The 15743-nt window shown below is 45.4% G+C and carries 13 protein-coding genes and 1 pseudogene; 10 read left to right on the top strand and 4 right to left on the bottom strand.

The genetic code is table 11. The annotated features are described in order from the left end of the window. Positions 1 to 28 precede the first annotated feature (28 nt). Both DXA13_RS20730 and DXA13_RS08230 read right to left on the bottom strand, forming a co-directional pair. Positions 29 to 379, bottom strand: coding sequence for a hypothetical protein (locus DXA13_RS20730; RefSeq protein WP_147348005.1), 351 nt, complete (start codon positions 377 to 379; stop codon positions 29 to 31). A 221-nt stretch (positions 380 to 600) separates the two neighbouring features. Then, complete coding sequence (locus tag DXA13_RS08230) at positions 601 to 1944, bottom strand: radical SAM protein (protein WP_118243287.1); 1344 nt, start codon at positions 1942 to 1944, stop codon at positions 601 to 603. 402 nt (positions 1945 to 2346) lie between these two features. Between DXA13_RS08230 and DXA13_RS08225 the strand changes: the two genes are divergently transcribed. Both DXA13_RS08225 and DXA13_RS08220 read left to right on the top strand, forming a co-directional pair. Further along, positions 2347 to 3528 (top strand): acetyl-CoA C-acetyltransferase, encoded by a 1182-nt coding sequence (locus DXA13_RS08225; RefSeq protein WP_118243284.1) that lies wholly within the window; start codon positions 2347 to 2349, stop codon positions 3526 to 3528. 223 nt (positions 3529 to 3751) lie between these two features. Continuing rightward, positions 3752 to 6450: pseudogene (locus tag DXA13_RS08220) on the top strand (translation factor GTPase family protein). 71 nt (positions 6451 to 6521) lie between these two features. On the opposite strand, the gene DXA13_RS08215 reads toward DXA13_RS08220, so the two are convergent. Both DXA13_RS08215 and DXA13_RS08210 read right to left on the bottom strand, forming a co-directional pair. Then, positions 6522 to 7127, bottom strand: a complete 606-nt coding sequence (locus DXA13_RS08215; RefSeq protein ID WP_118243282.1) for a CoA pyrophosphatase — start codon at positions 7125 to 7127, stop codon at positions 6522 to 6524. A gap of 30 nt (positions 7128 to 7157) precedes the next feature. After that, the gene (locus tag DXA13_RS08210) at positions 7158 to 7580 is read right to left on the bottom strand and encodes a hemerythrin family protein (RefSeq protein WP_118243279.1); all 423 of its coding nucleotides are present in this window, start codon (positions 7578 to 7580) and stop codon (positions 7158 to 7160) included. Positions 7581 to 8182: 602 nt separating this feature from the next. Between DXA13_RS08210 and DXA13_RS08205 the strand changes: the two genes are divergently transcribed. The 8 genes from DXA13_RS08205 to DXA13_RS08170 all read left to right on the top strand — a co-directional run bounded on the left by DXA13_RS08205 (position 8183) and on the right by DXA13_RS08170 (position 15722). Continuing rightward, positions 8183 to 9562 (top strand): efflux RND transporter periplasmic adaptor subunit, encoded by a 1380-nt coding sequence (locus DXA13_RS08205; protein WP_118243277.1) that lies wholly within the window; start codon positions 8183 to 8185, stop codon positions 9560 to 9562. 8 nt (positions 9563 to 9570) lie between these two features. Beyond that, positions 9571 to 10362, top strand: a complete 792-nt coding sequence (locus DXA13_RS08200) for an ABC transporter ATP-binding protein (protein WP_118243275.1) — start codon at positions 9571 to 9573, stop codon at positions 10360 to 10362. After that, complete coding sequence (locus DXA13_RS08195) at positions 10352 to 11563, top strand: ABC transporter permease (protein ID WP_118243272.1); 1212 nt, start codon at positions 10352 to 10354, stop codon at positions 11561 to 11563. Before DXA13_RS08200 ends, DXA13_RS08195 begins: the two co-directional genes overlap by 11 nt. A gap of 79 nt (positions 11564 to 11642) precedes the next feature. Beyond that, a complete protein-coding gene (locus tag DXA13_RS08190) occupies positions 11643 to 12125 on the top strand; it encodes a peptide deformylase (RefSeq protein ID WP_118243304.1) in 483 nt (160 codons plus the stop codon). A 95-nt stretch (positions 12126 to 12220) separates the two neighbouring features. Then, a complete protein-coding gene (locus DXA13_RS08185; RefSeq protein WP_118243270.1) occupies positions 12221 to 12628 on the top strand; it encodes a GntR family transcriptional regulator in 408 nt (135 codons plus the stop codon). Beyond that, on the top strand, positions 12594 to 13493 hold the full coding sequence (locus DXA13_RS08180) for an ABC transporter ATP-binding protein (RefSeq protein WP_118243268.1): 900 nt from the start codon (positions 12594 to 12596) through the stop codon (positions 13491 to 13493). The genes DXA13_RS08185 and DXA13_RS08180 overlap by 35 nt, the downstream gene beginning before the upstream one ends. Continuing rightward, positions 13468 to 14760: a hypothetical protein gene (locus tag DXA13_RS08175; RefSeq protein ID WP_118243266.1), complete on the top strand. Its 1293-nt coding sequence runs from the start codon at positions 13468 to 13470 to the stop codon at positions 14758 to 14760. The genes DXA13_RS08180 and DXA13_RS08175 overlap by 26 nt, the downstream gene beginning before the upstream one ends. Then, the gene (locus DXA13_RS08170; protein WP_118243264.1) at positions 14757 to 15722 is read left to right on the top strand and encodes a DUF6449 domain-containing protein; all 966 of its coding nucleotides are present in this window, start codon (positions 14757 to 14759) and stop codon (positions 15720 to 15722) included. The genes DXA13_RS08175 and DXA13_RS08170 overlap by 4 nt, the downstream gene beginning before the upstream one ends. The last annotated feature ends 21 nt before the right edge of the window (positions 15723 to 15743 follow it).

Below are 15743 nucleotides of genomic sequence, written 5' to 3'. Positions count from 1 at the left end.
CGTATTTGGCTTTTAGCTCGTCGTGCCGTCACCACCTGCGAAGGTGGTGTGGATTGAAATCCATTCCGGAGTTGATAAGTCGATCACGACCTTCTGTCACCACCTGCGAAGGTGGTGTGGATTGAAATAAAATCAAAGCAATACCAAGATCAGCAAATAATGTCACCACCTGCGAAGGTGGTGTGGATTGAAATCTCATACCGGCAAAATGTAACCCGCTTGTTTGTTCGTCACCATCTGCGAAGGTGGTGTGGATTGAAATGACAATACCGTAGGGAATGTGGGCCCGGTATACGGTCACCACCTGCGAAGGTAATAAATGGATTAAAAGTGCTCCTGAAATTTTGTTTTGTCCAGATATGTAAGCTGACATTTTCAAAAGACAATATCTGACACATCCATTTCTCGCTCATTTGTATTATTATATTCTAGAAAAGTCAACAAACAAGAAATTAAGAAAGCCCCTTTCCATAAAAATTACCACATAGTAATTTTTATAGAAAGGGGCTTTGGAGCTACGAGTTTTACAACTCTGAAAACGTTATATTATGGATCATAATCAGCAAAATCCAATAATATTTCCATATACCGCCGTTCTTGTTATATCCAGTAAGATACCTTTTCTGATATCCGCCCAATCCGCTCATATGTGATATGGCGGCAGAGCCAGTCCGTGAATCGGCCGTATTTACGGTAGAAAATATTGAACATCAGGTATGGGAGCCATTGAGATTTGGCCCTCGGCATACGGCGGAATATGTTTTTCCAGGAATAGATGTCCTTATAAATTTTCTTATATCCCAGAAACAGTTCCTCCGGCGTCATATTTGCAGGAGAGAAAACAACATTGGCCGTATTGTAAAGCGAGTAATCGAAGGTAGTAATTCGGCCGTCAGAAGCCATACGTTCATACAGAGCCGTACCTGGATACGGAGTCAGAATATGGGATGTGACAGTTTCAATCTTGTGGGAAATGATCCACTGGAGCGTATTCTGAAAGGTTTGCGGATCGTCGCTGTCAAGGCCGAAAACGAAACTGGCATTGATCATAATACCCCTGCGGTGGAGCTCGTGAACCAGCTGGTCAAACTGGTTCACGTGATTCTGAACCTTGTGTACTCCGGTCAGAGAGCTGTCATTTATGCTTTCAAATCCGATAAACAGACTTTGACAGCCAGACTCACGCATTTCATCCAGAAGCTTTGGCATTTGCACAATATTTGCGGATACGGCGGCGTTCCATTTGATATGCAGGGGCTTTAGGGCTTTGACAAGCTCCAGGGTCCACTGAGGATTTCCGATTAAATTGTCGTCGATAAACATGATATGGCGGCGGCCGATAGCCTTGATGTCTTCAAGCACATGGGCGACAGGACGATTGACATATACATCTTTACAGGCTTCGCAGCTGTTGTAACAGAAGTCACACTGAAAAGGGCAGCCTCTGCTGGTACTGATAATATTGGTATAGAGGTATTTTCGTTTATCAAGTAAATGGTAAGCCGGCGGAACGATATCCTTCGACCTGATGGGATCGCCGCAGCGGTATACCTTTTTAAGAGTACCTTTTTGCATATCAGCTATAATGGAAGGCCATGTTTTCTCAGCAAGTCCTACGCTGACTGCATCAAAGAATGGGGATACATCTTCAGGAACGGCAGTAACGTGAATACCGCCGGCAACGACCGGGATATTGCGTTTGCGGAATTTTTCGGCAATCAAAATAGCCCGGTCCAGCATATCCACGGTAATGGAGATACCTACAAGATCGACAGGGCTCTCATAGTCGATCTTCTCCACATTTTCATTTTCGATGATGATTGTATGGTCGTGCTCAAACATGGCTGCGATTGTCAGGAGGCCCAGAGGAGGAGACATGCGGATTTTCAGACCGGTATCCATAGGGCGCAGTGTCATTTTGGGCTGTATCAGCTTAATTATCATATGTAGTCGCTCCTTTATCAGGTTCAGTATACGACGGACGGCATATTTTATCAACCGGTTTGTATATTGCAATCAGACACAGACAAATTAAACTGAGACGAACCAGGAGCAAGACCTGAAGTTTAACAAATATCCAAAATAAAGATTGAGAAAAAAATATCAATATGATATAATGTTCTCAAAGTGGACGTTATATCATCATATACTGTTTTCAGCGTTTGCCACAGAAATTCGAGGGCGAAGTTCTGCTGGAGGAATATGGCCGCACAGCAGTCATGATATAATATGCACAACAGGCAGGCAACACAGAAACGATAGTGAAACTCTGCCGTGTGCGCAAAAAAGCGCACAAATTTCCAATTACATATAGTTCACGAAAAAGGAAAGAGAGGTATTGGAACAATGGGAAGAAAAGTTGTATTGGCAGGTGCGTGTAGAACAGCAATTGGTGTGATGGGCGGCGCGTTAAGCAATGTTCCGGCTGCAGAGCTAGGAACAATTGTTTTGAAAGAGGCTATGAAGAGAGCCGGTGTGAAGCCGGATCAGATTGATGAAGTATATATGGGCTGCGTAATCCAGGCAGGACAGGGCCAGAACGTAGCAAGACAGGCAGCTATTCATGCAGGACTTCCTGTAGAGGTGCCGGCTACGACGGTCAATGTACTGTGCGGTTCCGGACTTCACTGCGTAAATCTGGCTGCAAAGCTGATTGCAAGTGGGGATGCAGATATCATAATTGCAGGCGGCGTTGAAAATATGTCAAAGGCTCCGTATCTCGTGCAGCAGGGAAGATACGGATATCGTCTCGGAAATGCTGCTCTGGAGGATTCCATGATCCGTGACGCTCTGACCGATGCATTCGGCGGATACCATATGGGAATCACAGCGGAGAATATCTGTGAGCAGTGGGGACTGACGAGAGAACAGCTGGATGAATTCGCTGCAAACAGTCAGCAGAAAGCATGTGCAGCAATTGAAGCAGGCAGATTCAAGGATGAAATTGTTCCGGTCGAAATCAAGAAGAAAAAGGAAACCGTTATTTTTGATACAGATGAAGGCCCGCGTCCAGGCGTTACAGCAGAAGGAATTTCCAAACTGCGTCCGGCATTCAAAAAGGATGGAATTGTAACAGCAGCAAACTCCTCAGGTATTAATGATGGTGCTGCGGCTATTATTGTTATGAGCGAAGAAAAAGCGAAAGAGCTGGGTGTGACACCTATGGCGACATGGGTAAGCGGTGAACTGGCTGGCGTTGAACCGTCAATTATGGGCATCGGACCAGTAGCTGCAACCAAAAAAGTTATGGCGAAAACAGGAATGGAAATCGGTGATTTTGATTTGATCGAAGCGAATGAAGCATTTGCAGCACAGTCCGTTGCGGTAGGCCATGACCTGGGATTTGACCTGGATAAGTTAAACGTAAACGGCGGAGCGATTGCACTCGGACATCCTGTAGGCTGCTCCGGCTGCCGGATCCTGGTCACCCTTCTTTACGAAATGCAGAAGAGGGATGCTAAAACAGGTCTTGCAACTCTTTGCGTAGGCGGCGGCATGGGCTGTGCAGCTGTTGTAAAGAGAGACTGAGATATACAATAACATATAAAAAATCCATAGCGGAGCAGCGTTTCCGGCATTAACGGCCCAGGAAACGCTGCTCTGTTTGCATTCGGGCGGAACGAGTGAGGGGAGCAGAGGTTTATATACAACATATGATTGCTGATGACAAATAGCAGAATGTTCGCTATAATAGGGATGTTAGAAATATAGAGGACCAGAACTATAACAGCAGTACAGTTAGGAAATGAAGATGAAAAAATTAGTAATTGGAATATTAGCCCATGTAGATGCAGGAAAGACAACGCTTTCAGAAAGTATTCTGTATCTGACTGGAAGCATCCGGAAGCTGGGACGAGTGGATAACAGGGATGCGTTCCTGGATACGTATGAACTGGAACGCGCCCGGGGAATCACTATATTTTCCAAGCAGGCTGTTTTTACCCTTGGGGATACGTCTGTCACGCTGATGGACACACCGGGCCATGTGGATTTTTCAGCTGAAATGGAGCGGACACTCCAGATTCTGGATTATGCCATACTTGTAATCAGCGGTGCGGATGGCGTACAGGGACATACAGAGACGCTATGGCGCCTGCTGAAAAAATACAGAATCCCTGTCTTTCTGTTCATCAATAAAATGGATCAGAACGGTACGGATAAAGGCGCTTTATTGGAAGATGTAAAAAGCCGCCTGGATGGAAACTGTGTGGATTTTGGAGCTGATCAGGAAGAGCTTATGGAAAATATAGCTGTTTGCGAAGATCATACTCTGGAATCCTACCTGGAAAGTGGTACGGTGGAAGTTCCTGATATCAGAAAACTAATAAGAAAACGGAACGTATTCCCCTGCTACTTTGGTTCGGCATTGAAGCTCCAGGGAGTGGAGGGATTTCTGGCAGGAATGGAGAACTACACGGAATGCCCGGATTATTCGAATCGTTTTGGCGCAAAGGTATTTAAAATTTCCAGAGATGAACAGGGCAGCCGCATGACTCATTTAAAGATCACTGGCGGAACGTTGAGAGTGAGAGATATGCTGGCGGGCCGTGAGGAAGAAAAGGTAAACCAGATCAGGATTTATTCCGGAGCCAAATTTGAGGCGGTCAGCGAAGCGGAGGCAGGAACCGTCTGTGCAGTAACTGGGCCTCTTACTACCTGTGCAGGGCAGGGAATCGGAATGGAAGAGGAATCGGAGTTACCTGTTCTCGAGCCTGTTTTGACGTATCAGGTGATCCTGCCTGCGGGATATGATGTTTCGGTCATGTTGAAAAATTTAAGGCAGTTGGAGGAAGAAGAACCGCAGCTGCATATCGTCTGGAATGAGACTCTCGGAGAGATACAGGCTCAGGTAATGGGTGAAGTTCAGATAGAAATTTTGAAAAGTCTGGTCCAGGAGCGGTTTGGGGTATCCGTAGAGTTTGGAACTGGAAATATCGTGTATAAAGAAACGATTCTGGAACCGGTAGAGGGAGTCGGCCACTTTGAACCACTGCGTCATTATGCTGAGGTACATCTTCTTCTGGAACCGGGAGAGCAGGGAAGCGGACTGCAGTTTGAAGCGCGCTGCAGTGAAGATATGCTGGATCGAAACTGGCAGCGCCTTGTTCTGACCCATTTGGAGGAGCGGCGTCATAAGGGAGTTTTAACAGGAGCCGAAATTACAGATATGAAGATAACTCTGGTTTCCGGGAGAGCCCATATCAAACATACGGAGGGCGGAGACTTCCGCCAGGCTACGTACCGGGCTGTCCGCCAGGGACTTATGGAACGTCCTGTCGGCTGTTGGAACCGTATTATAAATTTCGCTTGGAAATTCCTTCAGAATCTGTTGGACGAGCTATGGCAGATATTGAACGGATGCAGGGACGGTTTGACCCGCCGCAGCCGGAGGGGGAAATGACGGTGCTGGAAGGAAGCGCGCCTGTAATCAACATGCGTGATTATCAGAAAGAGATAGTCTCTTATACGAAGGGAAGAGGCCGCTTTACCTGTTCGGTGGAAGGATATGAACCGTGCCATAATGAACAGGAGGTGATTGAGTCTATCGGATATGATCCGGAAACGGACTTGGATTATCCGACCGGCTCAGTATTCTGTTCTCATGGCGCCGGCTATCTCGTTCCATGGAATGAAGTGAAAAATCACATGCATATAGGCTGTCTTTTGGATCAGAAAAAGACTGTGAATTCAGAGGCGGGAACATACCTTGAACGTGAAATAAACGTATTGGAAAATAGGCCCGCGGCAGCGCTGCCTCCTGCGTATGCCTCATCAGGGATTGATGATAAAGAACTGGAGGAGATTTTTATCCGCACTTACGGGGAGAGCAAGCGGAAAACGACATCGCAGAACGGTCCAAGGACTGTTACTTACGGAGCACAGAGAAGTGCAGGACCGCAGGAAAAAGTGGAAGAGTATCTCCTTGTAGACGGCTATAACATTATTTTTGCATGGGAAGAGCTGCGGGAACTGGCGAAGGCAACCATTGATGGGGCAAGGCATAAATTGATGGATATTCTCTGCAACTACCAGGGGTATAAAAAATGCACGCTCATCGTTGTTTTCGATGCCTATAAGGTAACCGGAAATACTGGAGAGGCACTGGACTATCACAATATCCATGTTGTATACACGAAAGAAGCAGAGACGGCGGACCAGTATATTGAAAAGCTGGCGCATGAAATGGGAAAGAAATATCACGTAACTGTGGCAACATCAGACGGATTGGAACAGTTGATTATACGGGGACAGGGCTGTATGCTGCTTTCGGCAACGGATCTTAAAGAAGAGATTGAGCGGATTAACGGACAGCTTGCAGAGGAACGGGAAAGGCTTCCAAAACCGGGACGCAATTATCTGCTCAGGCATGCAGACAAAAATATTGTCGAGGCATTGAAAGAAGAACACCATACAGAAACAGAAGGCAGAAATAAGAAAAGGCAGAAATAAGAAAAATAAGAGAACGAAGAACGAAGACGAGGTGCTGCAGAATGGAAAAAATCGCAGCACCTCGTCTTCGTTCAGCTATATTTAGAATGCGGTTCGCTGTCTTTTCGCCGTATCATGTATTCTCTTAATATTTTCGCTGTCATCCCCCATATTGTCCTGTTTTTATACTGATAAAAGTAGATCGGATACTTGCCCGTCCGCCAGGAATATTCATTCCCTCCTGGAATGCGATCAAATGGGAAATCCGGATCCGGCCGTACAGTGATATCTGCAGAATAGACTTCCGGGACTGTATGAATCAGAAAATCGAGAGGAACGGAGAATACTTCCGCCACCTCGTTTTTTGAAAATGTCCATTCGTAATTGGAAAGCGTTGCCGTGAAGGCATGAATGACCATACCAGAGGGAGTATACAAAAGCCCGAGAGGACAAATGTCGTTGATCTGTTCCCTCCGGATCATAAGTTCCTCCATGGTCTCTCGAACAGCCGCTTTCCTGGGGGACTCACCGGCTTCTATGCGTCCTCCGGGAAAGCAGATTTCTCCAGGCTGAGGGAGATGGCTTTCACGCACTTCAAAAAGAATCTGTTGAATATGATCGGTCTCTATGATCGGTATTATAACGGAAGAAAAACGAAATTCCTCTCTGTTTATAAAAACATATGAATCAGATATCATGAATTTCCTGCCGGCGGCCCAGTTCCCGGGTCAGATCCTTTCTGTATTATCTTTCAAGAATTTATATTCGGCAACAGAACGGTCAAAGGTTTTGATATGGTAGTAAAGCCAATCGACGACATTCTTTTGAACCTGTTCCACAAAGCGCTCAGAAGGACCTTCTTCTTCCTCCAGCATGGCATGAAGGTCTTCCACAACAAGGCGGAGTTCCCTGTGTTTTATCTTGTGTTCGCGAATACCCGGATACTCCATTTCTTTCTGTAGCTGTTCCTCCTCAGCAAAGTGGAAGTCTACATAGTCAGCAAGGTAATTCAGCATGTTTACAGCGCCCTGCTTGTCATTTTTATTCTCACAGCTTATCAGCAGGCTGTTGATCTTATCGATCAGCTCTTTGTGCTGTGCATCAATCATTTTATTTCCCGTCAATAAGGAATCATCAAATACTGCACGCATAATAATTGTCCTCCTTTTTTGTCTTATATATTCATACGTAATCAGCTGCATGGCAGCATATAAAAAGCGGATACGGAATCGTAAATTCCATCCTGTGTAATAAATAATAATATACTGCGTTGGTCAGGTCAACCCAGTATATGAAATTTAACAAATCGTTCATAAAATTTAACAGAAAGTGGATGAAAAATAAGTTATTTTGGAAATTAACGGAAAAATGCAAGAAAAAAGTAAGAAATACAAAGGAGGAGAGTGATATAATAAAGACAATTGTATAAGCAAAGGGGGAAAGGTATTGGCAGATACATATGCTGTAAAGGTAAAGCGCAATGTCGATCTGACAGGTATACCTGGCGGTGAGAACAGTGGAGAATGAGAACAGCAGAGAATCAGATAAAAGTGAGCAGGAATGAATTCGGACAGAAATGAGCCAAGATGAAGAAATAAAATGATGGAATTGCATAAAGATGCAGGATTGGCTGCGATGAGGCAGACCGTCCTGCATTTTACATATGCCACAGGAGATATCTTGTATTTGGGGAGAATATGTGATATAACTGTATTAGTCCAAATAATACACATTATAACGGCAGGAGGATTGAATGAACGAGGAGAGATTGGAAAAGACTGAATCTGAAAAGATTGATGAGAAGATTCAGGAAATAATGGAAAGTGATAACGAGGAGGACGGAGGTAAGAAAAAGAGAAAAAAGAAGAGATCCGGAACTCCTTTTAGAGAAAAATGGAAAGGCTTCAGCCGCAGGCGAAAAGTAGTCACAATCTTGATTATCCTTGCATGTGCTCTGTTTTTGCTGTCAAAATGCGGTGGGCAGAGTAAAAAAGACACAGGTCCTGTAGTTACCGTTATGGATCTGGCCAGGCAGCCGATCCAGGAGAAGCTGACAGTCAACGGTCCTGTTTCGGGAACAGACAGCGTCGATGTCGTTTCGAATATTCATGCTGAGATTACGGCTATGAATGTAAAAGAGGGAGATACGGTGAAAAAGGGAGATATTCTGGCAGTAGTTGACAACACCGATCTGAAACGTGAAGTGGAGATTGCACAGAATGCATATGACCTGGCCGTTGTTAATAAACGGGAAAAAGATAAAAGCGAAGCCTTGGGCTATGAAAAGGCAGTACAGGACTTTCAGAAAGCGCAGGCGGATTATAACAGAAGCAGCATGCTATTTGCCAGCGGAGGAATCACTCAGGTGGAAATGGAACAGGCTGCGAATGCATTAAAGGATGCAAAGCGTCTGATGGAAGGGTATACGGTCGTAAACGGCCGCGGCGCTGCCGACCCGTCCTACGAACTTCAGATTGAAAATGCGGCTTATGAACTGGAAAAGAAGAAGGAAGAGCTGGAAAATGCAGAAATTAAAAGCACTATAGACGGAACGGTAGTCAGGGTCAACTCAAAGGTCGGACAGTTTGCCGATAAAGTAGAAGATGACAAACCTATTTTCAGTATCGAGAATCTGGATCAGCTGGAGATGGAAATTAAGGTCAGCGAATACTCGATCGGAAAGGTACAGGTAGGTCAGAAAGCCGTGATCAGTGCGGATATTTTAAATGGTAAAACCGTAGAAGGAGAAGTAATCAAGATATCCCCGACAGGAGAAGAAAAAGGCGGAGGATCAACAGAGCGGGTAATTCCAATTACAATCAGAATCGATGGGAAAGACATAAAGCTGATTGCAGGAATTACGGCAAAGGCGGAAATTCTGATCCGTGAATCCCAGGATGCCTTTGTCGTGCCGGTAACAGCTCTGATCGACGACGGGACAACTGCCAGCATAGGCGTGGTTGAGAACGGGAATGCGAGACTGATACCGGTCACCTTAGGAGTGGACGGGGACGTCAACGTAGAAGTAATTCCGGCTGAGGGTGCTGAACTGACCGAGGGAATGCAGGTGATCACCAATGCAGGTCCTCAGATCACGGATGGAATGGCAGTGACAATTCTTCCGCAGAAGTAGGAGGCCGTATGATAAAAATTAAGGATATGAAAGGCCGTCTGGCATTTGGAAGGAAGAAGAAAAGCGAAAATCCTGTATGGGACGGTCCGCTCCTTCAGCTGGAAAATCTAGTCAAGGTTTATGATACGGGAGCTATTCGCGTTCTAGGATTAAAGAAAATAAACCTTACGATAGAACGAGGCGAATTTGTGGCGATTATGGGACATTCCGGTTCCGGAAAATCGACTTTGATGAATATTCTGGGCTGTCTGGACCGGCCGACGATGGGCCATTACTACCTGGACGGACAGGATACGGCAAATTTGACGCCGGACCAGCTATCGGAAATAAGAAATAAAAAGATCGGATTTGTGTTTCAGTCCTTTAATCTGATATCCAGAACCTCTGCGTTAAAAAATGTAGAACTTCCAATGACATATGCCCGCTTAAATAAGTCAAAGAGAATCGAAAGAGCCCAGGAACTTCTGGAACGCGTCGGACTGGGGGAGAGAAAAGATCATATGCCAAATGAGCTGTCCGGAGGCCAGCGCCAGAGAGTTGCCATTGCCAGGGCTCTGGCGAATGAACCGCCGCTGATACTGGCAGATGAGCCTACAGGAAACCTGGATACTGCTTCTTCAATTGAAATTATGGAGCTATTTGAACAGCTTCACAGAGAAGGGGCGACGGTCGTAGTGGTAACGCATGAAGAAGATATCGCTGCCTTCGCCGACAGGATCATCCGCTTTGGAGACGGAAAAATTTTGAGCGATAAAATGAATGATCACCAGCCTAAGGAGGAGACAGACCATGCTGATTGAAAATATGATGATGGCTTTTGCGGCGATCCGGGCCAATAAAATGCGGTCTGTTCTTACCATGCTTGGAATCATCATAGGTATAGGTTCCGTAATTTCCATCGTATCCATCGGCGACACGATGAGAAGCCTGTTTGCAGATCTATATAAGGATGTGGGAATTACACAGGCGTATATTTCCATCGGATACTGGGTGGACGACGTGAGGCAGAGCGACTATTTTACATTGGATGAGATGGAGCGGGCAAGACAGGCTTTTTCCGATGAGATCGCATATATTGACAGCAATGCATTTACAAGTAACGAGGCCTCATATAAGCGTACAAAGGTAAGTTTTGATTTTCAGGGAATTGATTACGACTATCAGAATGTGCAGCCTGTTAATATTGTATACGGACGATATTTGAATGAAGGTGATATTTTAGGACGGAAAAAAAATGTGGTGATGGACACGGACAGTGCTATGATGCTGTTCGGTGTAGAAAATGCAGTGGGAAAGACCTTCCGCACCACGATTTACGGTTCTACAGAAGACTATACCGTTGTAGGTGTCTACAGAAAAAACCTCAATGCATTTCAGGCGCTGATGATGGGAAAAACCTCAGATAAGGGCGCTGCATTTATTCCATATACCATTCTTACATGGCCGAACGATTACTTTTACAACCTTCATGTATATGCAGAGGACGATGTGAATCTGGATGAATTTTTCACCCAGTTTAAAGCATACGTGGCCAAAATGCATGGGAGAGAACCGGAAGACATGTATATGTATACGGCCATGGAAGAAATGACCAGTGTCGATACGATGATGGGAGGCCTTTCCATTGCGGTAGGCGGTATTGCAGCGATTTCTCTTCTGGTTGGAGGCATTGGAATTATGAATATTATGCTTGTGTCTGTTACGGAGAGAACGAGAGAAATTGGTATCAGAAAGGCTCTTGGGGCAAGAACGCGGGATGTACTGATCCAGTTTTTGACGGAGTCGGCGATTCTTTCCGCCTGCGGCGGTATCATTGGAATATTGATCGGAGTCGGACTTGTATCTGCAGGAGGAGCTGTCCTCGGCATGGCGGTCGTAATCAAACCAAGTGTTATTATCGTAGCAGTGACATTTTCTGCTGTGGTCGGAATCTTTTTTGGACTGTATCCGGCTTCCAAGGCGGCTAAGGCGGACCCGATCGATGCACTGCGGTACGAATAAGCATTCGGTACACTTGGCATTTGATTGATAATAAATTTGGCGGAAGATGAATTTGACAGAAGATAAAGGGGAGATCCATATGATTAAAAAAATATGCCTGCTGGGCGATCCCCGGCTGTATGAAGTCAGTAAAGAAGTAAAACAGGAAGAAACGGAGCAGATGAAGGTCCTTCAGCAGGACCTTCACGATACGATGATGGAATATCGGCGTGTTCATCACGCCGGAAGGGCGATAGCCGCTCCTCAGATCGGCGTAAGAAAACGTGTACTTTATATGAATACGGGACAACCTGTGCTGTTTATCAATCCTGTGCTGGAATTCCCGGATATGGAAAAAATGGAGGTGCTGGACGACTGCATGTCCTTCCCGGGCCTTCGCGTATGGGTAGAACGGTACGGGCGATGCCGTATTCATTACAGAGACCTGGATTGGAAGGAATACAGCATGGAGCTGGAAGGAGATCTGGCAGAGCTGCTTCAGCATGAGTACGATCACCTGGACGGCATACTGGCAACGATGAGAGCCAGAGACAGCCGGTCATTTGTGATGACAGATGAATGATTCAGAAAATGTTAAGAAATAAGTAATTGTATAATAGGGGATCGTGGACTATAATTGTATTAAGAGAATTAATACAGTCAGAAAGGAGGAGGCGAATGATCATATTAGACTTTCGAGACAGACGTCCCATTTATGAACAGATCGTTGAGAAATTGCAGGAGCTTATGATGCTGAAAGTGTTGGAATCAGACGAGAAGCTCCCGTCGGTCCGGTCGGTTGCGGCCGATTTATCCATTAATCCGAATACCGTACAGCGCGCATATGCAGAGCTGGAACGCCAGGGATACATCTATTCTGTAAAAGGAAAGGGAAGTTTTGTGGCTGATATTGGAAAATTGGTGGATGTAAGGCGGGAGGATGTGAGAAAACAGCTGAATGAAGCGGCCAGACAGGCCAGAATCAGCGGGATATCCAGAGAAGAATTTCTGCTGGATGCAAAAGGAGCCTATGAAAAAGGAGGGAATATGAATGATAGAGGCAATCAATCTGACAAAGAGATTTGATGATATTACGGCAGTGGATCATCTGAACGCACAGATCAAGGATGGCAGCGTTTTTGGGCTGATCGGAACGAATGGGGCGGGAAAGAGCACATTCCTGAGAATGGCATGCGGCGTATTGAAACCGGATGAGGGAAGTATTATGATCGACGGCGTTTCTGTTTATGAAAATGAGGCGGTTAAGTCCCGCTTTTTCTATATTTCCGATGATCAGTTTTTTTTGAGCAATGCGTCGCCAGAGGACATGATGCGCTTCTACCGGAAGGCATATCCGAAATTCGATGAAAAGAGGTTTTACCACCTGCTTGAAAGCTTTGAGCTGAATAAGAGAAGAAAAGTAAACACGTTTTCCAAGGGAATGAAAAAACAGCTTTCCGTCATACTGGGAATCTGTGCCGGAACGGATTACCTGTTCTGCGATGAGACATTTGACGGACTGGATCCTGTTATGCGCCAGACAGTAAAGAGCCTGTTTGCCAATGACATGGCTGAGCGTGGGATGACGCCGATTATTGCATCTCATAACCTGAGGGAGCTGGAAGATATCTGCGATCATGTCGGACTCCTCCATAAAGGCGGAATTCTTCTGTCAAAGGATCTGGATGACATGAAAATGAATATACATAAAATTCAGTGCGTACTTCAGCCCGGCATGGAGGCAGAGGATCTGGTCGCTTTCGACAGGATGAAGCTGGAGAAGAGGGGACGGCTTATTACCCTGACAGTCAGGGGAAAACGAGAAGAGATCGAAAAAATAATGGAATCGTACCGGCCAGTCTTTTTCGAACTGATTCCATTATCTCTTGAAGAAATATTTATCAGCGAAACGGAGGTGGTCGGCTATGACGTTAAAAAACTGGTTCTCTAAATTCATGATAGAAGATACAAAGCGGCGTCTGTGGGCAGTGGCTCTCGTAACCCTTCTGTTTTTCTTCTCCTTTCCGGTAGCGACGGTATTTGTGGCCGGTACGAGATATTCTCAGGACAGAATCGAATGGCTGAGGTCATTTTCCAGGATTATGCTCACCTTTGTGTCTAAGCAAAACCTTTGGGTGGCATTTATCATAGTAGTGCTGGCTATTGTATGCGGCGTATCAGGATTCTCTTACCTGGATTCCAAGAAAAAGGTGGATTTTTACCACAGTATCCCGATTAAAAGGGAAAAGATTTTTGCAGTCAATTATTTAAACGGTATTCTGATCGTAGCGGCTCCTTATTTTATCAACGTGATGATCAGCGCTGCGGTAGCCGTTACCCAGGGGGTATCGCCGGCAATCTTCGGAGAAGCGTTTAAGGGATGGGCCTATTTTATGACATATTACCTGATGATTTATGCCACGGTAGTAATTGCTGTCGTCATGACGGGCAATCTGATCGTAGGTCTGCTGGGAACTGGTGTATTTTTCTTTTATGGACCGATGGTTCTCCTGTTGACCGAAGGATATTTTTCTACGTGGTTTTATTCCTATTATGACAGCGGCCAGTTTATCGAACATGTAGGAAATGTTTCTCCATTTATCAATTACTGCATAGGAGGAACGCCAACATGGACATTTTTTGCGTCCCACCTGGCGGCAGGACTGATTTTGTCGGTTATTGCTCTTTTGCTTTACAGAAAAAGGCCTTCGGAAGCAGCAGGAAAGGCAATGGCATTTTCCATAAGCAAACCGATCATCCGCATTCTGATCGTAATGCTGAGCGCTCTGGGCGGCGCACTGTTTTTCTGGGGAATGAGAGGAAATATCGGATGGGCCGTGTTCGGGCTGATTACCGGCTGTCTGATCGCTCACTGTGTAATCGAGATTATTTACAATTTTGATTTTAAGAAGCTGTTTTCTCATTATAAGCAGATGATCGGCTGTTTTGTGGTTTCTCTGATTGTACTCTGTGTATTCCGATATGATCTGGTCGGGTTCGACAGGTACATTCCAAAGGAAAGCCAGGTGGCTTCCGCTGCTGTCAGCATATCCGATCTGGATGACTGGCTGGACTATGGAGAACTTGCACCGTTTCATAAACCGGAAGAAGACTATGAAGAGCTGATTCTGAATCAGTGGCTTGGAGTTGAGCAGTTTCCGGGCCGGCCGTTTATGTGGGAGTCTGAATCGAGGGACGACCATCTGTCAGAGAAATGAAGCTGACCGATATTCCGACAGTTCTGAGGATTGCGCAGAACGGAGTAGACCTTACAGAGGCAAGAAAAAAGTCGGAAATGGGGGGAAGCTCTCTATGGAGCCGCAGACCGTGGCAGGAAAAGGGAACGACATACATAAATGTAGCTTTTCAGTACAATATGAAAAACGGCAGAACTGTGCACCGGTATTACAGGGTCAATAAGGCAGTGGTAGAAGAGGATATCAGAAGCATTTTCAAAGGACAGGAATATAAGGAAGGTGCATACCCGCTGCTGGCGCTTCAGAAAGAAGATGTTGTTGAAGTTCAGCTGGAGAAACATGGAGACGTGGTTAAGATTGACGGAGAGAAAATGGGAGAACTTCTGGAAGCATATCAGGAAGCTTTGAGAGGAATGAGCCAGGAGCAGATCACAGATCTCTGCCCAATCGGTACAATTCGATTCCTCACAGAGGATAAAAAGGCCATGCTCGATTGGGAAGAAAGCTATAAAAGGAACGGAGGAACCAACTATTATTACCGGTCTTACGGCAATAAGGAACGATATCCGGTCTATGAATGTTTCACAGATGTAATCGCTCTTCTGGCTGAAGAAGACAGCCGTCTGTCAGACTATATCGATACGGAAGCAGTAGAGGAAATGATTCTTAATGACAGGCGTTCCTATTATAAAAATGGAATCTGGATATCAGGAGAAGAGGCAAAAATATTTAAAAGAGAAGAAATTGAAGAACTGGCTCCGGTTCTGATTTCCACGGAATACTTGTCCTACAATGAGTTTAATTTTAACAGAGAATTGACAGTAGATGCAGAAGTGATAACTGATGATGCAGACGATGAGAGAGAGTATGAACGGCAGCAGTTTATCATCAAACTGAATGATTTGCCGGAAAAATATGTGGAGCTGCTTTCCTACAATGAGACAACCGAAGCGATAAAGACAGCAGAGGATTATTACGACTAGATGAAATTCTGTGGTTTACTG

The sequence above is a fragment of the Clostridium sp. AM58-1XD genome, assembly GCF_003464085.1.
In the GTDB taxonomy this organism is placed as follows: domain Bacteria; phylum Bacillota; class Clostridia; order Lachnospirales; family Lachnospiraceae; genus Lachnoclostridium_A.
This window is presented reverse-complemented; position numbering and strand designations above follow the sequence as displayed.